At 39.0% G+C, this 25,278-nt stretch carries 19 protein-coding genes; 1 reads left to right on the forward strand and 18 read right to left on the reverse strand.

All coding sequences use genetic code 11. The annotated features are described in order from the left end of the window. Window positions 1-135 precede the first annotated feature (135 nt). The 6 genes from LEP1GSC199_RS01210 to LEP1GSC199_RS01235 form a co-directional block, all read right to left on the reverse strand. The gene (locus LEP1GSC199_RS01210) at window positions 136-3,123 is read right to left on the reverse strand and encodes a TonB-dependent receptor (RefSeq protein ID WP_002976112.1); all 2,988 of its coding nucleotides are present in this window, start codon (window positions 3,121-3,123) and stop codon (window positions 136-138) included. A 120-nt stretch (window positions 3,124-3,243) separates the two neighbouring features. Beyond that, window positions 3,244-3,840, reverse strand: a complete 597-nt coding sequence (locus LEP1GSC199_RS01215; protein ID WP_002975977.1) for a hypothetical protein — start codon at window positions 3,838-3,840, stop codon at window positions 3,244-3,246. A 66-nt stretch (window positions 3,841-3,906) separates the two neighbouring features. After that, a complete protein-coding gene (locus tag LEP1GSC199_RS01220; protein WP_002975995.1) occupies window positions 3,907-5,721 on the reverse strand; it encodes a hypothetical protein in 1,815 nt (604 codons plus the stop codon). 159 nt (window positions 5,722-5,880) lie between these two features. Next, a complete protein-coding gene (locus LEP1GSC199_RS01225; protein ID WP_002976132.1) occupies window positions 5,881-6,138 on the reverse strand; it encodes a hypothetical protein in 258 nt (85 codons plus the stop codon). A gap of 50 nt (window positions 6,139-6,188) precedes the next feature. Next, the gene (gene mltG, locus LEP1GSC199_RS01230) at window positions 6,189-7,211 is read right to left on the reverse strand and encodes an endolytic transglycosylase MltG (protein ID WP_002976004.1); all 1,023 of its coding nucleotides are present in this window, start codon (window positions 7,209-7,211) and stop codon (window positions 6,189-6,191) included. Between the two features lie 45 nt (window positions 7,212-7,256). Further along, window positions 7,257-8,342: a UDP-N-acetylmuramate dehydrogenase gene (locus tag LEP1GSC199_RS01235; protein WP_002976128.1), complete on the reverse strand. Its 1,086-nt coding sequence runs from the start codon at window positions 8,340-8,342 to the stop codon at window positions 7,257-7,259. Window positions 8,343-8,392: 50 nt separating this feature from the next. On the opposite strand from LEP1GSC199_RS01235, the gene LEP1GSC199_RS01240 reads away from it, so the two are divergent. After that, window positions 8,393-8,755 (forward strand): Spx/MgsR family RNA polymerase-binding regulatory protein, encoded by a 363-nt coding sequence (locus tag LEP1GSC199_RS01240; RefSeq protein ID WP_002976065.1) that lies wholly within the window; start codon window positions 8,393-8,395, stop codon window positions 8,753-8,755. 134 nt (window positions 8,756-8,889) lie between these two features. On the opposite strand, the gene LEP1GSC199_RS01245 is transcribed toward LEP1GSC199_RS01240, so the two are convergent. The 12 genes from LEP1GSC199_RS01245 to hrcA form a co-directional block, all read right to left on the reverse strand. Beyond that, window positions 8,890-9,771 (reverse strand): transglutaminase family protein, encoded by an 882-nt coding sequence (locus LEP1GSC199_RS01245; RefSeq protein ID WP_002976020.1) that lies wholly within the window; start codon window positions 9,769-9,771, stop codon window positions 8,890-8,892. Next, window positions 9,764-12,298 (reverse strand): circularly permuted type 2 ATP-grasp protein, encoded by a 2,535-nt coding sequence (locus LEP1GSC199_RS01250; protein WP_002976126.1) that lies wholly within the window; start codon window positions 12,296-12,298, stop codon window positions 9,764-9,766. Before LEP1GSC199_RS01250 ends, LEP1GSC199_RS01245 begins: the two co-directional genes overlap by 8 nt. Beyond that, the gene (locus LEP1GSC199_RS01255; protein WP_002976038.1) at window positions 12,299-15,556 is read right to left on the reverse strand and encodes a transglutaminase family protein; all 3,258 of its coding nucleotides are present in this window, start codon (window positions 15,554-15,556) and stop codon (window positions 12,299-12,301) included. A 2-nt stretch (window positions 15,557-15,558) separates the two neighbouring features. Next, window positions 15,559-16,527 (reverse strand): alpha-E domain-containing protein, encoded by a 969-nt coding sequence (locus tag LEP1GSC199_RS01260; RefSeq protein WP_002976110.1) that lies wholly within the window; start codon window positions 16,525-16,527, stop codon window positions 15,559-15,561. Window positions 16,528-16,536: 9 nt separating this feature from the next. After that, entirely contained in the window at window positions 16,537-17,961 is a 1,425-nt protein-coding gene (locus LEP1GSC199_RS01265; protein WP_002976013.1) for a circularly permuted type 2 ATP-grasp protein, read from the reverse strand. A 178-nt stretch (window positions 17,962-18,139) separates the two neighbouring features. Next, on the reverse strand, window positions 18,140-18,889 hold the full coding sequence (locus LEP1GSC199_RS01270; RefSeq protein ID WP_002976087.1) for an SDR family NAD(P)-dependent oxidoreductase: 750 nt from the start codon (window positions 18,887-18,889) through the stop codon (window positions 18,140-18,142). 21 nt (window positions 18,890-18,910) lie between these two features. Next, window positions 18,911-19,468 (reverse strand): YqgE/AlgH family protein, encoded by a 558-nt coding sequence (locus LEP1GSC199_RS01275; protein ID WP_198288750.1) that lies wholly within the window; start codon window positions 19,466-19,468, stop codon window positions 18,911-18,913. An 8-nt stretch (window positions 19,469-19,476) separates the two neighbouring features. After that, the gene (locus tag LEP1GSC199_RS01280; protein ID WP_002976122.1) at window positions 19,477-20,439 is read right to left on the reverse strand and encodes a Gfo/Idh/MocA family protein; all 963 of its coding nucleotides are present in this window, start codon (window positions 20,437-20,439) and stop codon (window positions 19,477-19,479) included. 24 nt (window positions 20,440-20,463) lie between these two features. After that, on the reverse strand, window positions 20,464-21,594 hold the full coding sequence (gene dnaJ, locus LEP1GSC199_RS01285; protein ID WP_002976044.1) for a molecular chaperone DnaJ: 1,131 nt from the start codon (window positions 21,592-21,594) through the stop codon (window positions 20,464-20,466). A gap of 23 nt (window positions 21,595-21,617) precedes the next feature. Further along, window positions 21,618-23,552, reverse strand: a complete 1,935-nt coding sequence (gene dnaK / locus LEP1GSC199_RS01290; protein ID WP_002976098.1) for a molecular chaperone DnaK — start codon at window positions 23,550-23,552, stop codon at window positions 21,618-21,620. A gap of 22 nt (window positions 23,553-23,574) precedes the next feature. Beyond that, window positions 23,575-24,147 carry a nucleotide exchange factor GrpE gene (gene grpE, locus LEP1GSC199_RS01295; RefSeq protein WP_002976043.1) on the reverse strand — a complete coding sequence of 191 codons (573 nt, stop codon included), beginning with the start codon at window positions 24,145-24,147 and terminating at the stop codon, window positions 23,575-23,577. Window positions 24,148-24,158: 11 nt separating this feature from the next. Beyond that, complete coding sequence (gene hrcA, locus LEP1GSC199_RS01300) at window positions 24,159-25,190, reverse strand: heat-inducible transcriptional repressor HrcA (RefSeq protein WP_002976032.1); 1,032 nt, start codon at window positions 25,188-25,190, stop codon at window positions 24,159-24,161. Between the last annotated feature and the right edge of the window lie 88 nt (window positions 25,191-25,278).

Here is a 25,278-nt window from a genome sequence, read left to right on the forward strand (position 1 = left end):
TTTATATTACAATATCGTTACAAAACTTCATCCTGTTATTGTAACAATTGAAATCTGAAACTTTTCGAATCATAAATAAAAAAGCCCCACCTTTTTTGGTAGGGCTATTAAGTAAAAATCTGTGAAAGATTTTAATTAGAACTTATAACTAGCAGACATAGAGAAAGAAACCCCTTCCCGATACGAACGGAAAAGTTTTTCTTCGTTTAGTAGTTCGTCCTTAACATAGATTTTAAATCTTTGATCAGTTACGTTCTTAGCAGCGAATTTGAAATCCAATTTTTCATCTATTTTGTGAGAGAACACAATATCCGTGAGTCCAACACCTCGTTCATAAGCATCGGGTGAACCATTAGCACCCACAATGAAAATCCGATCTCCAAAATAGTTATAGTAAAGACCTATAGTTGTCGTTTTTAATTTATTCAAGTATACGTCGAACTTCAAGTTAGCAACAAAGTCAGACTGACCTTGTAAGGGCCTGCGGATATTTGTTGGATCATAAGAAAATCCCCTATCATTAGGATCTAACAATCCAGCTTTTCCGACAGTAAATTGTTCCCAAGAGATCACGTTTACTAAAGATTTAATAAAAAATACGTTAGTTTCAAAACGGAATCTATCAAAAAATTCTCTTCGGAAATCAAGCTCAACCCCTCGAATCGTTGCTCGATTTGCATTTGCATAGGTAAAAAATGGAGATATTTGACCTGCCACCGGTTGTCCAATCAACTCAATGGGATTGGAAAGATCTTTATGAAATACGCCGGCTGCCACATAGTTTGCGCCACCCATAAAATACTCATAGCGAAAATCAAAGTTATGAATGTATGTTCTTTGTAAATTTGGATTTCCTCTAATTCTATCACCACCAAAGTAAGGAGTGAAAGCGAAAGGAGACATCTCTCTAAAATCCGGTCTTGTAAGAGTTTGAGTGTAACCGAACCGTAGGTTTTGATCCTGAAGAAATTCATAAACAAAATTGGCACTCGGAAGAACATCACGAGTACGAATCACACCAACACCATTATTATCTGAAGGGCAAACTTTGTTGTTGATTAATGCTATTCTTTCATATTCAGATTCAAAGTCACATCCGTAACCTGGTTTCCTTACATCAAATTGTTCTTTTAATACAAATGTTTTAACTTTTTGGAACGAATCTTCATATCTTGCACCACCAATGAACCTGAGTTTTGGGATTAATGGCATATCAATTTGACCAAAATAACTATGTAACTTTTGGTATGCATCATACGCATTCGGCTCAACTTGTCTTTCTGAGAAAGTTTTATTACCAACTCCATTGGAATTGGTTCGAACATACTCTAGTGGATTATAAACAATTTCACCAGGGACTAGGTATAAATCAGATTGTGTTGTACCAATATTTGATTTTGATCCAAACTCTCTAAATGTAAAACTTTTAAATCTATCAAGAGCACTTCCACCAACTTTAAAGGACGATTTTAATCCGTTCCATTGGTCAAAAGGAATCTCGTAAGCAAAACTTACACTTCGAACTGTATCACCAGATGTTGAATAAAATCGCGAACCATCAGGGTTGTTTCCAAGTCTAGTTGGTATTGTGCCAAGTGAAGCTCCTTGAGGTCTACGCCAAACTTGTTGTGTAAGATTCGGTTCATCTCTCTTGGCTTCTCCATAATTCATTTGCCAATCCACTGTATGTGGTCTGCTTAGACTACCTAAGTTTAATGCGTGTTTACCACCAAAACTTGAATTAAAAAGCTGACGACTGATAAAATCGTTTGTTATGCTATAGAAGTCAAAACTATCTCTGTTATTTGAACCGCTGGCATCTCTTACCGATTTCTCAGAAGATACAGAGTAGAAATTTTTTAAGAAGAATTGTTGTCCTGCTTTTGGCTCATATGCCAAATTTAAATTGTTTCCAAACAATCTTTCTTCTACATACAAATCTGCATCTTGAGTTTGAATAGGATTCAAGGTAGTAGCTTCATTTATCGTTGGTGCTACAGAATTTATGGGAACATAACGAGCATCTTTTTGTCTTCTGAACCTATAGTCAACAGAGTGTGTTGTACCAAAGATAATACCTAACCTTTGTCCTGTTTCAGTTAATTTAAAAGTTTTACCAACTGTAAAATTAAAGTTTTTATCATAAGGAGCTTTTGATTGATCAGGTGTCCATTGCGAAGGAAATGTAACCGCACCTAAACTAACTAATCGTGGATCAATACCTCCAAATCTACTTCCTGGTTCAAAAGGAAGGTAATTTGGAACAGCATTTACGATATCAGGTAATTTTTGGTTTTCTGTTGTTCTGCCTAAGAAATCACCACCTTTAAAAGAAAGCCATTTGTTTCGAGTCGTGTTGGAGTTTGCTCCTAAGCCTAACCCTAAAGTCATTGTAAAATCGTCTGGATATTCTTTTGTTTCGATTTTAACCAACCCGCCAGAAAATTCGGCAGATTCTTCTGGAACAAAAGTTTTAATAATCCTAATGTTCTTAATTAAATTGGCAGGAAAAAGGTCAAGGGGAACCACGCGTTTGTCGGGTTCTGTCGAAGGAATGAATGCGTCATTTAAAAATGTTGAAGAATACCGTTCTCCTAATCCTCTGACAAAAACATATTTTCCACCAATAATAGTAATACCTGTTACTCGTCGAACAACTTCACTCGCAGAAGAGTCTGGAGATTTTTTAATGGCTTCTGCACCAATCGCATCTGAAACAGAAGCTGTTTTTTTCTGAAGTTGCAATAAGGAAGCATCAGATTCATTGATAGCTCTATCTTTTACTTCAACGGTTTGTAATACCTGTGCCCCAAAAGTAACGTTCACCTGAACTGGCTTTCCTGCTGATATTGTCACAGATTTGGTTTGAGGTCCATATCCATACATTTGGTATTCTATTTGGTAGGTACCTGCTGGAAGTTCTAAATTGTATTTACCGTCAAAATCTGTTTTCGCAAATTTCTTTTCAGATCGGACAACGATTGTTGCACCGAATACTGCTTCTCCGTTTTCAGAATCAATAACTGTTCCGCGCACGGTTCCAGATGTTTGTGCATGAATTATATTTGGAATCCATAAGAAAAGAGTGAATAATATGGCTCCAAGTAATTTTGAATTGTTCATAAATTGCCTGCTAATGGCAAGCATTCGAATAAATGCCAAGGGGTAAACGAAAAGGAGTTTTGGATACGTTACGAATTGATGAATCGTTTGTTACAAAATTGTAACATTGTATAAAGAGCCCTAAGGCCCTACAACACCTACTATGTATTTATTTCCTATTTCATAAACCATCTTGATCTGAGTTAACTCTTGAAGTCCTGCTTTTGTTCGAATCACAACTTTTGGCTTATGAGCTTTTAATTCATTGTAAATGCGGGGTGTTTCCCATTCAATATTTTGAATCGCAAAAGAAGTTGATAATGATATTACCGAGTGGATCATTTCTACTCCTAATTTTTCTCTTTCGGATAGAATTACTTTATAGTCTCCGAGTGAGTTTGTATCAAGTGCTGTCCCAAATCCGTAAGTATTTGGAAAAATAACTTCTACTTGGTCTGACCAAGAAATAAAACTTTTTAACGGAGTAGACTTATCTGATTTTTGAATTTCTTCTAAAAAATATTTAATCGCCTCTTGTTTTGAATTATAACCAAAGGTTAGCTCATAATTCTCTTTCCTTTTAGAAAGGATTTCTGTTTTGGAGCTTTGGAGCTTTGCTTCAAGTTCTTTGTTCTGGTATTTAGGATCATTCCTCCAATCTTTTTCATTGCAATTGCTTGTGAAAAAAATGCTGGAGAATGCTAATAAAAAAAATATAATAATGTAAAATTGTTTCATAGTTCCAAATGCAGAAACCCTAGCTTTTTTGCTAGGGTTTCTTTCTTTTCAAATTTAGATGGTTGATTATCGAGCTCTAAAAACAGCCCATCCATCCCACCATTTTCCATCAACTGCACCGCCTAATCCTGTAAATCCAGAAACTAACGTATAATCAGGTTTAGTTGCCGCAAATCCACAGTTTGTCTCAGTGTTAATACCACCATCAGACACGATTGGGAGAGACGTTATATCATAAGTCACTGTTAAAAGAGTTCCAGCTCCCGTAGTAGTCTGACCGGATTGTCCTCTTACTGAAGTAGCTGTAGCTGCTGTACCTGCTGTTGCAGTATCTACTCGAAATCCTAAAGCGTGTCCATAAGCAACGCCGTTTGTCAAAGTAGCTTGCACACCTTCTCTAAGTCTTCCTGCTTGTCCGCCTGAAATTCCTGCTCCAATTAGAGTAAACTTATTTAAAGTAGCAGTAGTACAACGAGCAATTAGACCTGCACCAGGTGAATTACATGCTACCCCACCATCACTATGAATCCCATCCCATTCCAAACCGTGAGGATCTGTAGAAACTGAACCACCACAGGCAGCAGGATATTTGTGGGAAATGAAATTCGTAATTGTTGCGCCAGAACCAAGTGTTGGACCACCAAACCCTTCGTCCAAGTCTAAGTCATCGTCCAATCCACCAGTAGCTAGGATGTTATTCCAAGAACCTGTTCCACCCCAAGCTTCAATTTGATCATCGAGACCTCTATGAGCTTGAACATGGTTTAAAGTTGTATTTGAAGCGTATAAACTTAAGTTGTTTAACTCATCTCCTGGAGCTACCTCATTTCCACCAAACTCAACGATGTTATAAGACATCTCTAAATTACTTGTTCCTGGTAATGAACCTGTTCCACCATAAGGTTGAGGACTTGTTCCCTCTGAATTGGAACCTCGAGTTGCTCCACTATCTCCAATGGTAACGATTCCACCCCAATCTCCAGGAAAACGAGAACCAAGTGAACTTGCGGACGACCAACAAATTGGATCGGCAGCTGTTCCATTAGCGACTAATTTAGAACCACGTTTAAAAAAGATAGAGGAACCTCTTTGACCAAAAATTGCAGTTCCAGGTGCAACATTAATTGTAACTCCAGACTCAACAAAAACAGTTCCCTGTAATAAAATTCCTCCGTTCCAAGTCTCTGATCCAGTTAAGGAACCAGATACAATTCTTGGGCCTCCACCTAACCTACGACCATCGCAAACGTTTTCCCCAACTGTAGGGCTTTGTAGAGTGTATTCACCTTTTACAAATACGTTGATTGATTTGACGGTAATGGAATATCCTGAATTTCCACTCAATCCTACCTGATCAATGTTTTGTCTGTCTTCCAGTTTTAAATTCACAGATAGTATACCAGGTGCGCCGGTAACGTTTGTAAAATCACTTGAAGCAAGACTATTGATAAATGGGGCTGTACCACTAGAACAACCATTTGCATTCGTAGCGGAAGCTGCATCAGTTGGAGCAAATGCTAATTTTCCGTTAAGAGACGGAGTTTTAAATAGAAGCGTAAATTCTCCATCCACTGTTCCACTAGCAGGTGGAGCACCAGCCGTAAAACAAGAAGTAAAGTCAGAAATAGTTCCCTGCCCACCTGATAAAAAAGAACTTCCTTCTGCATCTGAAATGGACACTTTTCCATCTTTCATAGGCAAGTTATCTGCCCCTTTCAATGTTCCAGTAAGAACTACAGTGTATTCTGGTTGGTTCAAGAAAAACAATGCAGCTAGCAATAAGCCAGTATTATCAGTCTTTTTCTTTTGGCAATCTACTGATGCAAAACCCATCATTGCGATGAGAGCCAACACCAGGCCTTTATTGATTATTTTTTTCATTTTAAATCCTCTTTCGAAAAACTCGAATTTGTTTGGCCAGCGGGTCTTCCCGAAAGGGATTCGCAAAAATTCTCCCTCTAGCTACAGATAAATATGCGCCTTATATGTTACAGAGGAATGACAAGCCGGTGAAGGTTCTATGAAGGTTTGGTTAAGGGGCTATTTCTGGATTCTTTGTAAAATTTTCACGAGGTTACTTTTGATCCGACGGATTTGGTCTGAGGTTAGTTGGAGCCCTCCATTTTCAGCTTTTTCGATGACAAGTTCAGCTTTGGTCACAAAAGTCATGGCTTCGTCGTCTACGGCTTCTTTACGTTTTTGTTTTTCTCGGTAGGCATCTAAGGCTTTTTGTACATCTAAAAGTTCCTTAGAAATCCCACCGATTGTTATATTGAGTTCAACGATATTTTCATCCATTAGCTAAAAAACTCGATTCATTAAATAATTTGGTCACTAAATTTATATTCTTACTGGTACAAAACATCTATAAATTTCTTTTTTGCATCCAGATGTTCTTTGAAAGTTGCGGAAAAATAATGGGAACCATCTGGTTTTAATAGAAAAAATAATTTATCAGATTTCATTGGTTTGAAAGAGGCTTCTAACGCCGGTAAGCCGGGATTAGAAATAGGTCCCGGCGGCCAACCACCATTGATATATGTATTGTATGGGGATACAATTTTTAGATCCGATTCAAAGAGTCTTTTTTTCGGTTTATCAAATAAATACTGGATGGTGGCGCAAGATTCCAAATTGATATTTTTTTCAATGCGAGTTAGAAACACACCTGCCATCATAGGCCTTTCTTCTTTTCTTACTGCTTCTCGTTCCACAATCGATCCAAGAACTACACGAAAATGAAGGTCTGCAGGTTTGATGCCTTTTGCTTCTGGAATGGATTCTAGTTTTTTATAGAATCGTTTGATCATCATCTCAGTGATTCGTTCCAAAGGATAATTTAAAGGAACCGAATAAGTTTCTGGAAATAAATAACCTTCTAATGTTTTTGCAGGGATATTGTATTTTGTAAGTAATGCGGGGCTTTGGGCCACTTTCAAAAATTCTTCTCGAGAAATAGCGAGTTTTTTTGAAACCAATAAATCTCCAATCTGACGGTTGTTATATCCTTCTGGTACGGTGAAGTTTACGAGTTTTACTTTTCCTGAGATGATGACATCTAGAATTTTACGGGAACTCATACCATCATTGATATCATAGACACCTTGTTTTATTTTGTTTCCAGCTCTTGTGAACTTCATTAGATAATTGAAGTATACGGAGGATTTAATCATTCCTGCAGCAGCTAACTCGCGCACTACACTCGAGGATGGTTCCCCTGAATCAATGATGAGTTCGTATTTATTTTGACCATCACCGACAGCTCCCCCTTTAATTTCGTCGACAACGAAAAAACCAATTAAGGCCAAAACCAGCAGTAAGGAAACACCAAGTCCTGATAGAATCAGGTATTTTTTAAGTTTCGAGTTCATTCCATCCCCATTCTCTTTGTTATATCGACAATTACCAAATCTTTTTTAGGGTATTACGACCGGTTCCATTTCTAATTGAACGGAAAATTTTTCAAATACACTTTTTCTGACCGATTCCGCCATATCCAAAAGTGCGGATGTTGTTCCCGCTATATTGATTAGACCTAAACAATGGTTTTCTGAGATACCCACACCTCCAGGATATTTCCTTCCTTTTTGGATTCCGGAGTTATCAATCAGCCATGCGGCAGAGAGTTTTTTGAATCCCGGTGATTCTGGATACACAGGTGGATTTTCAAAACCAAGGTTTTTGGCGGTTTTCAAGAACTCGTTGGTTTGAGTTTCCGTTAAAATGGGGTTTGTAAAAAAAGATCCCGCAGAACGAGTGTTTGGGTCATTTTCATCCAACACCATTGATTTTTTCTTTCTCAGTTGGATGACCAAATTCCTAATGGCCTCCATTTGAAAATTGCGCCGTTCCGAGTCAGGTATCTCTTTTGAAGGGTTCTCTTCATTGAAAATATCCCATGCTTTTTGCACTTCTGGATATCGCAAACAAGGAGGTGTCGATTTAGATAATTGAAATGTAACCGATACAACAATAAAATTTTTATAGATTCCGGATTTAAACTCACTATTTCGATACCGAAATTTGCATTCTTCCTTTGAGATTGTTATGATTTCACCAGAAGTATTCATACATTCAACTTTTAAAATAGAATCTTTGACTTCTTGACCATAAGCTCCAATGTTTTGAATGGGGGATGCACCAACAGAACCCGGGATTCCAGAAAGACATTCAATTCCAGCTAATCCCTGTTTTACTGTGTATTCAACGAAATGATCCCAAGTGACACCAGCACCTACTTGGAAAATCGTATGATTGTCATTTGCATCCAAACAACGAATGCCAGGGATTTGCATCTGAAGGACAACGCCAGGAAAACCAGAATCCCGAAAGATAGTATTGGAACCGCCGCCCAAAATAAAAAAAGTTTGGTTTTCCTTTTTACAAAATTCTAACGCATTCGCCAGGTCTTCCGTTGTTTTAATCGAAATGAAGAATTTTGCCTCACCACCCAAACGCAATGTCGAAAGTGGTGCCAAGGGAATATTATTTTGGACAAACATAGTTCCAATAAAAAGTTTCCGCAAAAATCGTAAGTAAGAAAATCAGTCTTATGAGTCGTTCCAATCCCAAAGTTTATGAATATTCTGGATGTAGTACCTGTCGCAATGCTCTCAAATATTTGAAATCTAAAAAACTGGATTTTCAACAAATTCCAATCCGTGAGACTCCTCCCACTGTTTCTGAGCTGAAAAAAGCTAAACAATACTTAGGTGATATCAAAAAACTTTTTAATACATCGGGTAAGGATTACCGCGAGGGAAATTGGAAGGAAAAGTTAGGAACTCTCACGGAAGAACAAATTTATAAAGAACTTTCCTCAAACGGAAATTTGGTCAAACGGCCGTTCGTCGTAGGAGATGGTTGGTTTTTGGTGGGCTTTAAGGAAGAGGAGTGGAAGGAGAAGTTGGGGTAGCGGTGGGAATATATATATCCCCGCCCTGATTTTGGGTGGGGAACTAGACCCGCCTCCCAATGCATTCCTTCTACCACAAAGAGTCGAATCTCTCCAGTAAAATTCATATCTTCAGAAAAATTCTACCTAAAAGTTCATATTTGTTCGCGAATCACATCTACTTCTACTTTGAGTTTATGTTTTCCACCACCGAATAGAATTCCTTTTAAGGGAGATACATCTGCATAATCTCGCCCAACAGCTGTTATGATATACTCTTCCGTTATGATCTTTCCGTTTGTAGGATCAAAATCCATCCATCCAAATGTAGGACAATAAACAGAAACCCAAGCATGGGTCGCATCACTTCCTTGTAATTTCTGAGTGCCAGGTGGAGGTAAAGTTTCCAAGTAACCACTCACGTAACGAGTTGGTATCTTTAGCGAGCGTAATGCGGCAATCATCAAATGGGAAAAATCCTGGCAGACCCCTTTTCTTTCATAAAGAATTTGATCAATGGGGGTATTGATACTTGTGGCCTTTGGATCGTATTGAAAAGTCTGATAAATATAACTCGTCATCTCCAAGGCAGCAGCATAAACTGGTTTGCCATTGGTAAAAAACATTCGTGCAAACTCTGAATAACTTTCTTTTGCTGCAATGAACGAAGAAGGTTGGATGTATTCAATGGATAAAAGATCCGCATCTAATGTGGATTCATGTATGAGTGAATAAATATCTTCCCATGGTGTGGATTTATATAAGTCAATTCCTAAAGAATGATGTGTACGAACCGTTGATTCCACAACCACCTCTAAAAAACGGTGAGGATCCTCGACAGAAAATAAAAATACCTGGTTTCCAAAATAATCTCTTCGAAAGGAAGATACTACGGGTTTCGGATTTACGGTCACATGAGTTCTAAAACAATCCTGGTGAGGGGATGTCAATGGATACATATGAGCCATGTTGTGACAATAAGCAACTGTATCATCATAACTATACTTGGTTTTGTGGATCACTTTAAAATCAGCCATTCCCATCACCGATCCTTGTTTGTTCTTCTGTATAGTTGAAGTATCGTGCTGACAACGATTCGGACAATTGTTTCAAGTAAATATGTAATTCTTCTAACCAAATGGACACAGATTCTAGTGGATTTTCGGACTCAAAGAAAATAGATATGTCTTTCATCTTAAAGTGAGTATACAATTGTAAGGCGGCACGGTCTTCCGAATACACAACTTTTTCGTCCTTACCCGGTAAAAACTGGATGTCTGAATTGATTTGCTCTAACTGATAAGCAAATGACCTTGGATTGGTTGTATCAAACAGCAGAATATCCAATACTGATTCTTGATCTATTTTCCCACTATAACGTCTATTATATGTTAGTCGTATGTCATTAATGCGTAAGAACGTCTCAAAAGAAGCCTTATCTCTAAAACTATCCCATCGAATCATTCCTTGTAACATCAAAATCATATTGATTGATCTTTCAATTCGGCGACCCAAATTTAGGAAATACCAACCAGCTTCCCGACTCATATTTTCAAAAGACAATCCAGTTAAAGAGGATAGGTTCACTATTATCTTTTGTAAAAAATCTATAATCTGATCGTAAGATTCAATTTCATGATTAGATTGATCTTCCAACTGTAATAAAATCTTTTTCATATCTTCAGAAAGACGATCCCGGACCGATTTAGAAGCAATCACCAAACTTCTTAAATGGAAAGCCAAACTACCAACAACTTGACGATCTGATGTCAATCGCTGCAATTCTGGAAATGGATTTAAAAATAATTCACTTGCATCATCCCCAATAAATCCAGGATAACTATTGGTTACATGAGTCACGAGTTTTAACGAATTTTCTAATGATTCTCTTTCATAACCATCTTCAATTTGCAAAATCTTAAAAGTAGCTTCCCGTATAACTCTTGTTTGATTTTCAGATCGTTCCAAATATCTTGCTAACCAAAATAAATTGTCTGCTACCCGACTTGGAACTCCTGCACTTTTTCTTGAAATCAAAACTTGGTCTGATTTTGGAACAAGCAGAGATTCCTCTTTTTGCGTTTCCGTTGCGAGAACCCATAAATCCTTACTCCAGGCTCCTCTTTGGCTAGTGATAAAAAAATCATCTAAGGAAGGCGATACTCTGACTAGACCACCTGCCATTGTTTGGTAACCAGATCCAGAAGAAGAAACAAAGGTTCTCATAATAGCACGGCCCGGACGAAATCCATTTTCACCTAACACGGGAACAGTGGCAGAAGCAATCATTTCCTGTGCAATAAAACGATTGGGAGATAACTTTAGTTTATGCAAAAAGGAATCTTTTCTGTCCCCACTTAATTCAATAAAGGTAACTGGTTTTTCCTCATCAGTTCGAGATACAGTTTTAAAAACATATTTTTCAGGATTTTGTAGAACTAATTGAAAGTGGTGAGGTGTTCCCATCCAATAGGTTGGGGCCATTGGGAGAATCAAATCTTCACCTAAATAAAAACGGCATAAGTCGGAATAAAAAGGTAACAAAGCACGGTTTTCCAAAAAACCCGTTCCAATCGGATTGGCAATTTTCACATTTCCAGAACGCACTGATTCTAAAAGACCTGGAACTCCAAGTAATGAATCTCCTCTTAGTTCAAGTGGGTCCATAAAATTGTCATCAACCCTTCGAAAAATCAAATCGATCTGTTGCAAACCTTCCACAGTCTTCATGTAAACTTTATTTTTTCTAACGGTTAAATCCCCACCTTGAACGAGAGTGTAACCTAAATAACCAGCAAGATAAGCATGTTCAAAATAAGTTTCGTTTGATGGACCAGGAGTTAATAATACAATCACTGGTTCACGTCCAGTAACACCTGCAAGTTGAGTTAAGGATTTTCTTAAAGATCGAAAATAAACGGCAACTCGATGAACCATTGCATCACGGTACATACTGGGAAAAATTCTAGAGAGTACAATGCGGTTTTCGAGTGAATATCCTGAACCAGAGGGAGCTTGGACTCTATCATTCAAAACATAAAAGTTTCCATCAGCTGCCCGAATCAAATCGCAAACAAAAAATAAAAGAGCAGGATTCTTAGCAAGAAAGTGATTCGAATCGTACATTCCATCACATGCACGTAAAAAAGAAGTTTCGTTAAATAATATCTCTGGAGGAATTTTTTTCTCGTGTAACAGCCGTCTTTTTGAATAAACATCCCTTACAAGTGCATCTAATAAATCGGCTCGTTGGTTAAGACCTCTCTCTAACAATCTCCATTCTTCACTTTCCATAACCAACGGGAATAAATCCAGATCCCAAGGTCTTTCTTTTGCTTCCGGTGAATCAGTTTGGTATAAATTGTATGTAACTCCGTTCTCTCTAAGGATTCGATCTGTATCACGTCGTCGATTCACCAGCTCCGTTGGTCCAAGTTCTTGGAAGGATTTTACTAAGAACTTATATTTGTTCCGAATTTGACCATCTGCATCGTAGAGTTCATCATAAACCCCAGGAATCGTTCTATAATTTCCGATTAACTGATAAGGATCTTGTGTCATCATCTATTTGAATGTTACCATCCTAAGATCCAATGTTGATGGGAAGGCTTTATTTTCCAACCGGACCGGTGGTAAACTCTTTCCAATTTTATGACCATGAGTCCAAAAACGGGAAATTCGTCGGGACTCTGCTTCGTATCCATTGATAGGAATTGTTTGGTAAGACAATCCTCCCGGATGAGAAACATGGTAAGTACATCCTCCCAGTGCTCTGTGATTCCAAGTATCGTAAACATCGAATACCAAAGATTGTTGGGCAGGCAAGTGAGGATGTAAAGTAAAAACAGGTGACCATGCTTTGAAACGAACACCAGCAACATACTCGTTATGAACGGATGTTGCTTGTAGCGGAACCTCGTACCCATTACAACTCAATCGATACCTTTCTGGATGAAAACCTTTTACTTTCACTTGGACTCGTTCTGTTGCAGAGTCTACACCACGTGAAGTTCCCTGAGCTGTATTCTCTTCCCCGAGAACGTTCCAAGGTTCCAAGGCCATACGTAACTCGATTTCCATACCATCCAAATAACAAATTCCATATTGAGGAAATCGAAATTCAAAAAATGGATCAAAGTCTTTTGATAAAAATCCAAATCCACTATTCTGTAAATCTTGGATCACTTCTTTAAAGTCTCTATAAACAAAATATGGCAACATAAATCGATCATGTAAGTCTGTATTCCAATTGACTGGATTTCCATAATAAGGATCTTCCCAAAAGCGACAGATGATAGCCATCATAAACGCTTGTTGGATGACACTCATCTGATAATGAGGCGGCATTTCAAAAGCACGCATTTCAATGAGTCCGAGTCTTCCCGTGGGAGAACCTGGATCAAAAAGTTTATCGATAGAAATTTCTGTTCGATGTGTATTTCCAGTGATATCGATTAAGATATTCCTTAACACTCGATCTAACATCCAAGGTGAAGTATGCTTCTTAGAATCAATTTGTTGGAATGCAATTTTCAATTCATGTAAGGAATCATTTCTACCTTCATCAATCCTTGGTGATTGTGATGTAGGACCAATAAACATCCCAGAAAATAAATAGGATAGGCCTGGATGATTTTGCCAATACGCCACCAAACTTCGTAAAAGCGAAGGTTTGCGCAAAAATGGACTATCAGCCACAGAGGCACCACCTAGAGTGATATGGTTTCCCCCACCAGTACCCGAGTGACGACCATCCATCAAAAATTTTTCTGCAGTCAAACGAAGTTGGTGCGCTTCTTCATAAAGGATTTTTGTTTTTTCTACGATCTCTCCAAAAGAAGAAGAAGGATGGAAATTAACTTCAATAACTCCAGGATCGGGAGTGATTTTAAAACGGTTTAATCTTGGATCATGCGGGGCTTCATACCCTTCTAAGACAATTGGAATGTCAGTTCCTAATGCCGTTTGTTCAATCGCATAAATCAAACGTAGCCAACCTTCCAATGACTTGACTGGTGGTAAAAAAACTCGAATGTTTCCATTTCTAGGTTCTACACAAAGTGCAGTGCGCGTTCGTTCTTCTGCTGCAACATAACTAACTGTAGTTGTAAGAAATGGTGACTGACCTAATTCTTTTGCTTTAGGTAAAGGTGGTTTAGGAGTGGCAGGGTCTTCAGGTGATGATGGTGATTCTTTCCCACTTAAGGAATGTAAAGGAAGTCTTAATCCGATAGGTGAATCTCCTGGAATTAAGTACATCTTTCCTCGTCGAAAGATCCATTCATCAGATGTCCAAGATTGATTGGCTACATCATAATCTAAAGGAAGTGTATATCCTACTTCGCGATGTAAACCAGAATCGACCACTTTAAGGATTCTTTTACGTTCCATTTCGTCGTAAGTATTCAAATCATCTAATATAGATTCTGTTTCGGCAGGTAAATTCGCTTCTTGCCAAAGGTAATATAAATTATCTTCGTAGGCAGTATGGATCGATGTTGTAGGAACTCGAAGATACTCACCAAGTACACTAATGAATCTTCTCGCATCTTCTGTTGTGGCCGATCCCGTATAACGATCGTCAGCAAGTAAATAAGGATGGTTCCAAATTGGCTCTCCATCTTTTCTCCAATAGGAAATCATCGCCCAACGAGGCAGAGGTTCCCCTGGATACCACTTTCCTTGTCCATACTGAAGAAGTCCACCGGGTGCGAAGTGTTTGCTTAACTTCTTGATCAATTGCTCTGATTTGGAATATTTTTCAAAACCTAAAGCATCAAAATTCCATTCAGGGGCTTCGCTATTTTCAGTAGAAACGAATGTAGGTTCCCCACCAATGGTAAGCCTGATATCATTTTTTTTAATCCGTTTGTCAATGGAATCACCTAACCGAATGATTCGATTCCAATCTTCTTCTTGATAAGGTAAGGTGACACGAGGTGTTTCTAAAACTCTTTCCACACTCATGTGAAATGAAAATTCTATTTTTGCCTTTTCGGCAAACCCATAAATAGGTCCAGCCGATTCAGGTTCAGGTGTTGCCGCCAAAGGTATATGGCCCTCTCCTGTAAAAAGACCTGAAGTTGGATCGAGACCAACCCATCCAGCCCCTGGTATATAAACTTCCGCCCAAGCATGTAAGTCTGTAAAATCGGATTCAGCACCTGATGGCCCATCCAAAGATTTAACATCTGCTTTTAATTGAATCAAATATCCAGATACAAATCTTGCAGCAAGACCCAAATTTCTTAGAATCTGGACGAGTAAATAGGCAGAGTCTCTACACGAGCCCATACGAGAAGATAAAGTCAATTCAGGTGGTTGGATTCCAGGTTCCATCCGGATCACATAACCAACGTCAGAGTATACCTTGGCATTCACCGCTACTAAAAATTCAACGATCCTTCTTGATTCTATATCAATTGTTTTGAGGTAGGATGCGAGTAATTTCCCTGGTTTTTTAACTTTTAAATAAGGAGCCAGTTCCTTCTTTAAAACTTTGTCATAGGTAAATGGGAAGTTCTCAGCATACTCCTCTACAAAAAAATCAAACGGATTGATTACTTTTAAATCAGTAACTAAATCAACAGCTACTTGTAATATATTGGTCTTTTCTGGAAATACCAAACGAGCCAAATAATTTCCAAATGGATCTTGTTGCCAATTTAGAAATTTTTGTTCCGGTAGTATATTTAATGAATAAGAAACAATATGATTTTTAGTATGTGGGGCCGGTCTCAATCTTACTACATGGGGAGATAGTTTAATTGATTTGTCATATTGATAGGTTGTGATATGGGAGAGTGCAACTCGTATACTCATAGTTAGTTTGTAAAAAATCGTTCCACGATTTTGGCGCCGATATGATTCAATTCAATTTGAATATCATCCAGGTACTCATGTAGACCTTTATCAAAAATTGATTTGATATTTTCTGATCGAAGGCGATTCATATAAACTGTGGTTGCATCTTGGGCTAAGTTACGGGGTAATCCTTCCTTGATGCCAGAGATTTTTTCCAAAGCTTCTTGCATCTCTTGCAAACAAAAGAATATAGACCTTGGAAACGTTTCATTTAAAATCAAAAACTCGGCGATATCTGTCGGATCCACTCGTTTGTATTTCTGATTGTACATCTCATGTGCAGATGCTGATTTTAATAATGATAACCATTGCAATAAATCTAAGGTGGAGCCCACATCATGGACAGAAGGAAGTAAAATGAAATACTTCATGTCTAAGATTCTCGTTGTTTTGTCCGCACGTTCCAAAAATCTTCCAAGAAGTGAAAAATTCCAAACTTCATCATGAGATATGGTTGCATCAGAACATCCGTAAAAACTTTGGCAGCTCTTTCTTACAGTGCTTAAAAACTCAGACAAATCCATGGAAAGAGTATCTCCATGTAATTCCGAAGATTCCATATAAACCTTTCGATAGTCTTTAATCAAAAGATAAAATTCATTCAATACTTCCCACATGGAGGTAGAAATATTTTCACGAATGGTGCGAGCATTTTCTCTGGCCCTGGAGAGACATTGAAATATGGAATTGGGATTTTCTTCATCAAAAGTCATAAACCGTATGACATTCAATGGACTTGGCTCCGCATATCTTTTCTCAAATAACTCAATGTCACCTGTTGTATGTACAAGTGGCAACCATTGGTTCGGCACCTCTTCATTTAAATCCAAAGACAACTGATGATTGACGTCGATAAATCTTGAGTAGTTTTCTGCTCTCTCGATATATCGATTCATCCAAAAAACTGATTCTGCAACTCGGCTTAACATATACTATCCTTATCCTAGAACCCAGGTGTCTTTTGAACCGCCTCCCTGGGATGAATTGACCACTAGGGAGCCTTTTCGAAGAGCCACCCGAGTGAGTCCACCTGGCATCACATAGATATCCTTACCGTACAAAATGAACGGCCTCAGGTCAACGTGTCTTGATTCAATTTTATCCGCAATGAGCGTTGGTACTGTCGAAAGGTTTAAAACTGGTTGGGCAATATAGTTTCTTGGATCTGCTTTGATCAGTTCCTTAAAATCTTCCTGCTCTTGTTTAGTCGATTTTGGGCCAATGATCATTCCATACCCACCAGCACCATTGGCAGCCTTCACAACTAAGTTATGAATGTTGTCCAAAACAAACTGTAAGTCTGGACCTTCGGAACAAAGGTAAGTAGGAACGTTTGGAATGATTGGCTCTTCACCTAAGTAGTATTTAATGATCTTAGGAACATAGGAATAAATTACTTTATCGTCAGCGACACCGGTACCGGGTGCATTGGCGAGAGCCACATTCCCTCTTTTGAATGCTTCAAAAATTCCTTTTACTCCCAACAGAGAATCTGGTCGGAAACTCGATTGGTCCATAAATGTATCATCGATCCTTCGGTAGATCACATCTACTTTACGAAGACCTTTGGTCGTTTTCATAAAGACTTTATGATTTTCTACAATGAGATCCGATCCTTCTACAAGGTACACTCCCATCTTTTGAGCCAAAAAACTATGTTCGTAATAAGCCGAATTATAAACTCCAGGAGTCCAAACCGCAATCACAGGATCTACAGCGTCCGTTAGGTTTTCCAACATGGAACGTAGATGGTAAGGATAATCATAAACTTGGCGAATGTTTAACTTTTCGAAAAGTTCAGGAAAAGTTCGTTTCATCACTTCACGATTTTCTAATACATAAGACACGCCGGAAGGACAACGTAAATTATCTTCTAACACATGGAAGGCGCCAGCCCCATCGCGCACTAAATCCGTTCCTGTAATATGAATCCAAATATCTTTTGGAGGTTTCAAACCAATACACTGTTTGAGATATCCAGAACTAGATTCAATCATGTCCCTTGGAATGATTTTATCTTTGAGAATTTTTCCTTCGCCATAAATATCTGTTAAAAATAAATTGAGAGCTTGGATTCTTTGTTTGAGTCCTTTTTCTAAACTCACCCATTCTTCACTGGGCACAATTCGTGGGATCACATCAAAAGGCATAATCCGTTCTTGTTCGCCACCATCACCATACAAAGTAAAGGTGATGCCGAGTGACATGAGTGCCCTTTCCGCAGAACCACTACGTTTTACGAGTTCAATCCCACCCAAACTCTCCATTTTTGTTTTTACAAAGTCGTAACTTTTACGCGGATAACCTTCACTGGAAAACATCTCATCATATATATTCTTTGCACTATAGTCGGCGATAAACATGGGGGCACCCTCTGCTTACTTAGTTAGCAATATTTGTACCAAATGGAAGATATGACCCAAAAGGATGGTTTCTAGGCTCATCCGACATAACAAGGTTAGGGGGAAAGAGATTGTTGTTTATAAAATAAGCATCGGGGGAAAAGGGAGGATGGGTATGTGTATAAAGAGTACGAAATGATTAGGTTTCAGTGGATGGAGCAAGATCATTCGGAGAAATTTTCTTCTTTTTCTCTTGTTTTAGCCGAAAAGCGTATGCCAAGGTTTGGAAAAAACGTAAAAAAGGTAGAAATTTTAACAAAAACCGATTTCCCAGCTGAGAAAAATGCTCATACCTTCTCTTTTTTGGTCGTAACACCGATTGTAAAACACGATTTGCCAGCCGTTTCGGATCTGAAAGTTTTGGCTCGAGTGCAATGACTCGAGAAAATCGGAATTCTCTCCCTATTTGTTTACGAAAGGAATCCCAAAAATAATCGAGAGCGGACTTGGAAGATCCATACAATCCAAAACCAGGAGTTGGGATTTTTGTTAAATCTGAACTAACAACAATAATGTGGAGACCAACTGATATTAAATTAGTCAAACGCTGAACCGTATAGATAGGAGCGAGTGTATTCGAATGGAATAGGATTTTTAATTTATTCCAATCTTCCTTTTCATCTTCTGCATAAGTGATTTGTTCCGAATTCAAAATAAAAACATCTATTTTATCTAAGGTTTCAATGGCCGATTCAATCAATCGTTCCATTTGGTCCGGTTTGGATGGATCAATTTTATACTTTTGTAAATTGGGGTGATTAGGAATTTCTTCTGGATTAGAATCGCCAACAACGACGAGCGCACCGGCTGCAAGAAGCAGAGGCAGGAGTTCTTTTCCTAAAGGAGAGGAACCTGAACTCAGCACAATCTTTTTGGATGCAAGTTTCATATTGATGATTCTAAGAGTGGTTCAATTGAGAGACGGATCTTTTGTGTGGTCAACAAAGTATTTGTAAATTCCACCTTTGTTTCGAAGAGCTTCTCGCCAAACAACCTCAGATTCGTCTTCCCGAAAAACAATGGATTCATCCACTTGATCAGAAACTACCCAAGATAATCTTTCGAATTCGCTTTCCAATTGGCCGGAGGACCAACCTGCATAACCTTGCAAAACTCGAAACTGAATCTGATCAGAAGAAAGTACTTCAATCATAGTATCAAAACTTCTTGCCATATAAATCCCAGGCACAATTTCCACACCAGGATCTTCTGTTTGTTTACCATTGTGAATGATGGATACAAACATATTGTCTACTGGACCACCAGAAAACACTTGTTTGTTGGAATAGGCACTCTCTGGTAGATTTTTAATCAATGATTCCATTGTTTGGTCAGTGGGTTTATTTAAAACCAGACCAAAAGCACCGTCATCATCATGATCTACCATAAGGATGACGGTTTTATGAAAAAAATCCTGAATCACACTAGAATTGGAAATGAGTAACTTTCCGCGAGTTGAATCAGGAATTTGTGTCATTATTTTTTGCCGTGAATTTCTTCCAGGATTTTGTAAGCCACTTCTAATGTACTAATATCTGAATCACCTTTCACCATAGGTTCGGATTCTCCTTTAATACACTTAACAAAGTGTTCATGTTCCTGTTTGAGAGGATTGTCTTTATGAACAAAGATTTTTTCCACGATAGATTCTTGTCTGTATTTGATTTCGCCGGTTCCGAGTTGAGTGGTTGAACTTGCTTGTCTATGTAACTCAATCTCTTGGTTAGTAAAATCCAAAAATACATAAGAATCTTTTTGAGAGATATTGAGAGTTCTGATTTTTGCTTGAGAAGCACGGGAAGCATTGAGTGAAGCAACACATCCATTAGCAAAAGTAAGAACCACACTAGCAATATCCTCATGATTAGAAACAATCGAAGAACCAACTGCTTTTACTTCTTTTACTTCAGACTTTACCAAGTTCAAAACAATGTCAATGTCGTGGATCATCATATCCAAAACAACACCCACATCTGTGATGCGACTGTTATATGGTGCAATCCTTCTGGATTCAATGAGGAGTGGGTGTTCTGCAATTTTGCCCAATTCCAAAACGGCTCCATTGAATCTTTCCACGTGGCCCACTTGCAAAATTAGATTGTTTTGTTTTGCTAGTGTTACTAACTCTTTTGCTTCTTCCACAGTTTGTGAAATAGGTTTTTCCACCAAAACATGTTTCTTTTCAGTTAACGCTTGTTTTGCGATTTTATGATGAAGGAAAGTAGGTGCTGCAATGACAATAGCATCTGTTTCCTTTAACAATTCTTCCACTGTAGGAAACGCTTTTGTTTTGTGTTTCTCAGCAATTTGAGTGGCACGTTCTAAGTTGGCATCAAATATCCCGATGAGTTCAGCATCAGAAAGCTGTTTGGCAACGTTTACGTGGTATTGGCCCATGTGGCCAGTACCAATGACTCCGAGTCGGACTTTTTTCTCCATAGATGCTCTCAATACTCCAAAAGATCAGCGGAAAAACAACTTCGATTTTCCGCCACTGCCCACCTTTTCTCCGGACTCGCGGGCAAATTCTTCCATTAATTCTTTCTGTTTTTTAGAAAGTTTCTTAGGAATTTCGACTTTGATGATTACGTGTTGGTCCCCTTTTCCGTAAGAACCAAGGTAAGGAATTCCATGTCCTTTCAAGCGGAAGATTTGTCCACTTTCAGTTCCTTCCGGAATTTTGAGTTGGATGGTTTTTCCATCAATGGAAGGGACTTCAATCTCTCCCCCAAGACAAGCCATGGACAATGAAATTGTTTTTTGAACAATTAGATCATTCCCTTGGCGTTCAAAGGTTGGGTGTTTTTTGATATGTGTTACCACATATAAATCCCCACTGGGACCACCGTTTGGCCCAGACTCTCCTTCTCCAGAAACTTTGAGTCGGCTTCCCGATTCAACACCTGCAGGAATTTTAATATGAATAGTTCGTCTTTTCTCTGTTAGGCCTTCACCCTTACAAGTTTTACAAGGATTGGAAATGACTTTTCCTTTTCCTTTACAACGTGGGCAAGTAGTTGTAACACTAAAAAAACCTTGTGTCCTTCTGACTTGTCCTGTTCCAGAACAATCGGGACATACCGTTGGTGAAGATCCTTTCGAGGCTCCCGATCCAGAACAATCCACACATGTTTCTAAACGTGGGATTTCAATTTTGTATTCTTTTCCGAGAGCGGCATCTTCTAAACTGACTTCTAAATTATAACGTAAATCCGATCCTCTTTGAGGACCGGACCTTCTTCCACCACCGCGGCCACCGCCACCACCACCTGCGCCTCCGAAAAATTCACTGAAGATATCACCGAAGTCTCCAAAGATATCAGAAAAGTCTGTATAAGCACCTTGTCCGTATCCTCCGCCAGCACCGGCATTTACGCCAGCCTTGCCGAACTGATCATACGCTGCACGTTTTTGTGCATCACGTAACACTTCATAGGCTTCGGTAGCCTCTTTGAATTTTTCTTCCGCTTCTTTATCACCCTTATTTTTATCAGGGTGATATTTGATGGCTAACTTACGATAGGCGCTCTTGATCTCATCATCAGAGGCACCTTTCGAAACGCCTAATACTTCGTAGTAACCACGGTCGCTCATAGTTTTACTTCTTTCTTCTCTATTTATTTTTTGTCCTCATCGACTACGGTGTAATCCGCATCGACGACCTTTTCACCACCGGCAGAAGATTCACTTGCACCTTGACCTGCGTTTGCACTAGGATCCGCACCTGGAGCACCTGCTTCAGGGCCTGCTTGTGAATAAATCTTTTGACCAATTTGCATTGCCACTTCTTGGATGGAATCACGAGAAGCTTTCATACGTTCGACATCACCAGATTCCATTGCTTCACGGCCGCGTTTGATTTCGTCCTGAGCTCGTTGTTTTTCTGTTTCGTCGAGTTTGTCAGCAGATTCTCCGATGGTTTTTTCTAATTGGTAAACAATGGCTTCCAATTCGTTTTTAGTATCAGCGGCTTCGCGAAGTTTTTTATCTTCTTCTGCGTGTGCTTCTGCATCCTTAACCATCTTTTTGATTTCTTCTTCAGACAATCCAGAAGAAGATTCAATACGAATCTTTTGTTCTTTTCCTGTTCCTAAGTCTTTTGCAGATACATGAACGATTCCGTTCGCATCAATATCAAAAGTTACTTCGACTTGAGGTACTCCTCTTGGCGCCGATGGAATTCCCACTAAGTCAAAACGACCGAGGGTTCTATTGGCACTTGCCATCTCACGTTCCCCTTGCAATACATGAACCGAAACTGTGGTTTGGCTATCCGCTGCAGTAGAGAACACTTGTGACTTTCTTGTAGGAATGGTTGTATTTCTTTCGATGAGTTTTGTCATCACACCACCCAAAGTTTCGATACCAAGTGAAAGTGGAGTTACATCGAGTAACAATACATCAGTGACATCACCTGCAAGAACTCCCCCTTGGATCGCAGCACCTACTGCCACAACTTCGTCTGGGTTTACCGATTTGTTTGGTTCTTTACCGAAAATTTCTTTTACAAGTGCTTGCACCGCAGGGATACGAATGGATCCACCCACAAGGATGACTTCATCAATTTCGCTCGCAGTAAGGCCGGCATCCTTCAATGCATTGATACATGGAATGCGAGTTCTTTCTACAAGTGATCTTGTGATTTCATCAAACTTTGCTTTGGTGAGTGTCATATCCAAATGTTTTGGACCAGAAGCATCAGCTGTGATGAACGGTAGATTGATTTGAGTGGAAGAGGTTCCAGACAACTCGATTTTAGCTTTTTCAGCAGCTTCTTTCAATCGTTGTACTGTGTTTTTATCTCCAGAGATATCAATCCCAGTTTGTTTTTTAAACTCATCAATCATCCACTGCATCACAACGTTATCAAAGTCGTCACCACCAAGATGAGTGTCCCCATTTGTGGATTTTACTTCAAATACACCGTCGCCAAGCTCAAGGATAGAAACGTCAAATGTTCCACCACCTAAGTCGTATACGGCGATTTTGGCACTGGTTTTTTTCTTATCAAAACCGTAAGCAAGAGCCGCAGCCGTTGGTTCGTTAATGATTCGTTCTACTTCAAGACCCGCAATTCGACCTGCATCTTTTGTTGCTTGTCTTTGTTCGTCATTAAAGTAGGCAGGGACAGTCACCACTGCTTTTTTTACTTCATAACCAAGAAAGTCCTCTGCAGTTTTTTTCATTTTTTGGAGAACACGAGCCGCAATCTCTTGTGGAGTGAATTCACCAGAAACAGTTTCAAATTTCACACCGTCATTTCCAGCACGGATCACTTTGTAAGACACCATCTTGGATTCGTCACCAGCTTCGTTAAAACGACGACCGATAAAACGTTTCGCCGAACGAATTGTATTAACTGCATTCGTAATTGCCTGGTTCTTTGCGAACTGACCCACAATGGTTTCACCCTTTGCGGTAAAGGCAACAATCGAAGGAGTGGTTCTTGCCCCTTCTGAGTTTTGAATGACAACAGGGTCTCCACCTTCCATAACCGCCACACAAGAGTTAGTGGTTCCTAAATCGATACCTATAATTTTTTCCTTAGACATAATCTTCTCCTTCTTACTTATATTAACTTTGTGGTTTTCCCACTTTTACACGTGCAGGTCGAATGGACTGTTTGTTCTCACCTTCTTCATGGTAAAAACCAGCTTGGTAAGTTTCCACAACTGTCTCTTCGGTAAACTCTGCACTTTCTTCGGAAGCAATTGCTTCCATGAGCATTGGATCAAACGGCATTCCTTTCGGATCTAATCGTTTGATTCCTTCTTTTTCCAATACGGAATAAAATTCCTTTTGAACCATCTTGATCCCTTCGACAAATGCTACGACTTCCGGAGTTTGGTTAGGAACGTTGGATACTCGCTCCAAGTTGTCTAAAGCACCTGTTAGGCCTTCCGCAAACTTTTTAATGGATTCTTTTCTTGCATTTAACAAGTCATTCGCAGTTCGACGTTTGTAGTTTTGAAACTCCGCACGTTCCCTTAGCCAAGAATCTTTTAAAGTCTCGATTTCTTTTTTAGCGTTATCGAGTTCTTTCTCGGCACCTTCTACTGCTTGTTCAATGGCTTCATCCGTAATGGCCTGTCCTTCTTCGACTGACACATTTTGTTCATCCACGGACCCGTTTGTTTCTTCTGCCATTTTTCCTCCTACTATCTACTCAATTTCGTTATCATTTCTGAAACTAACTTTGAGGTGAATTCAATCAAAGGTAATGCTTTGTTGTAATTCATCCTCTGAGGACCAATGATTCCCATGGAACCAATCCTCTTTTCACCCATACGGTAATTTGTTGTTATGATGGTCACACCACCTAACTTCTCGTTACCGTCTTTTCCAATAATGGTATAAACACCATCTATCGGAACATAATCGCTAAAAAACTCTTTGAGGAACTGCTTTTCATCAAAGAGATGCAGGATGTTTTCTAATTGTTCCTCTTCATCCTTAAAGTTTTCATATAAGTTTTTCAATCCATCGATATATAAATTATCAACAGATAAACTGTCTGACCCCATTGCTCTTGCAATCGAAGGCGCAAATAAAGAAAATCCTTCTGGACCTTCCTTTTTTATCATCATCTGAGGAATCAGATTACTTTGAATTTCATGAACATCAAAACCTTTGACGTTATCATTCAAATATCTTGAAATTTGGTACAGAGTCTCTTGTGAGATGTGATAATCGAAAAAAATATTTCGATTGAGCACTGTTCCTGACCGCATAACAAGTATCATAAGAACCTCTCCACCATTTACATGGATGAGTTCAATATGTTTGAGTGTGTCAAGTGACCCTTCCGGACCGAGAACCACACTCGCAGATTGCGAAAGGGAAGCCAATACTTTGGATGTGGCGATGAGCACTTGGTCCAATCGAAATTGCATCCTAAGATACTCTTCCTGGATCCTTTGTTTCTCTCGCATGGTAAGCTCAAAAAGAGTTACCAAACTATCCACATACAGCCGATACCCCCGTTCTGTCGGAACCCGACCGCCCGAGGTATGGCGTGCCACTATAAAACCCATCTCCTCTAGTTCTGCCAGGCAGGACCGAATGGTAGCGGGTGAGACTCCGATATCGTATTTTTCAGAAAGGGTTTTGGATCCGACCGGTTTGTTGTCCGATACAAATTCCTCAACCAAAGCTTTCAAAATAGAACGATGTCTAGGCGAAAGATCCATATCCTTCTTGGCACTTCCTTTAGCACTCTGATGATTAGAGTGCTAATCTATGCTTAAAGTTTACGGATTTGGTATTTTTTCGTCAAGC

The sequence above is a fragment of the Leptospira vanthielii serovar Holland str. Waz Holland = ATCC 700522 genome, from assembly GCF_000332455.1.
Lineage (GTDB): Bacteria > Spirochaetota > Leptospiria > Leptospirales > Leptospiraceae > Leptospira_A > Leptospira_A vanthielii.

Excerpts from the sequence above, each read along its gene's own strand:
- hrcA (WP_002976032.1), bottom strand. The coding sequence starts at position 25,190 with ATGGATCTTTCGCCTAGACATCGTTCTATTTTGAAAGCTTTGGTTGAG.
- LEP1GSC199_RS01260 (WP_002976110.1), bottom strand. The coding sequence starts at position 16,527 with ATGTTAAGCCGAGTTGCAGAATCAGTTTTTTGGATGAATCGATATATC.
- LEP1GSC199_RS01225 (WP_002976132.1), bottom strand. The coding sequence starts at position 6,138 with ATGGATGAAAATATCGTTGAACTCAATATAACAATCGGTGGGATTTCT.
- LEP1GSC199_RS01270 (WP_002976087.1), bottom strand. The coding sequence starts at position 18,889 with ATGAAACTTGCATCCAAAAAGATTGTGCTGAGTTCAGGTTCCTCTCCT.
- LEP1GSC199_RS01255 (WP_002976038.1), bottom strand. The coding sequence starts at position 15,556 with ATGAGTATACGAGTTGCACTCTCCCATATCACAACCTATCAATATGAC.
- dnaK (WP_002976098.1), bottom strand. The coding sequence starts at position 23,552 with ATGTCTAAGGAAAAAATTATAGGTATCGATTTAGGAACCACTAACTCT.
- LEP1GSC199_RS01280 (WP_002976122.1), bottom strand. The coding sequence starts at position 20,439 with ATGGAGAAAAAAGTCCGACTCGGAGTCATTGGTACTGGCCACATGGGC.
- LEP1GSC199_RS01265 (WP_002976013.1), bottom strand. The coding sequence starts at position 17,961 with ATGTTTATCGCCGACTATAGTGCAAAGAATATATATGATGAGATGTTT.
- LEP1GSC199_RS01240 (WP_002976065.1), top strand. The coding sequence starts at position 8,393 with ATGAGTCGTTCCAATCCCAAAGTTTATGAATATTCTGGATGTAGTACC.
- LEP1GSC199_RS01215 (WP_002975977.1), bottom strand. The coding sequence starts at position 3,840 with ATGAAACAATTTTACATTATTATATTTTTTTTATTAGCATTCTCCAGC.
- LEP1GSC199_RS01250 (WP_002976126.1), bottom strand. The coding sequence starts at position 12,298 with ATGATGACACAAGATCCTTATCAGTTAATCGGAAATTATAGAACGATT.
- grpE (WP_002976043.1), bottom strand. The coding sequence starts at position 24,147 with ATGGCAGAAGAAACAAACGGGTCCGTGGATGAACAAAATGTGTCAGTC.
- LEP1GSC199_RS01210 (WP_002976112.1), bottom strand. The coding sequence starts at position 3,123 with ATGAACAATTCAAAATTACTTGGAGCCATATTATTCACTCTTTTCTTA.
- LEP1GSC199_RS01220 (WP_002975995.1), bottom strand. The coding sequence starts at position 5,721 with ATGAAAAAAATAATCAATAAAGGCCTGGTGTTGGCTCTCATCGCAATG.
- LEP1GSC199_RS01245 (WP_002976020.1), bottom strand. The coding sequence starts at position 9,771 with ATGGCTGATTTTAAAGTGATCCACAAAACCAAGTATAGTTATGATGAT.
- mltG (WP_002976004.1), bottom strand. The coding sequence starts at position 7,211 with ATGAACTCGAAACTTAAAAAATACCTGATTCTATCAGGACTTGGTGTT.
- dnaJ (WP_002976044.1), bottom strand. The coding sequence starts at position 21,594 with ATGAGCGACCGTGGTTACTACGAAGTATTAGGCGTTTCGAAAGGTGCC.
- LEP1GSC199_RS01235 (WP_002976128.1), bottom strand. The coding sequence starts at position 8,342 with ATGTTTGTCCAAAATAATATTCCCTTGGCACCACTTTCGACATTGCGT.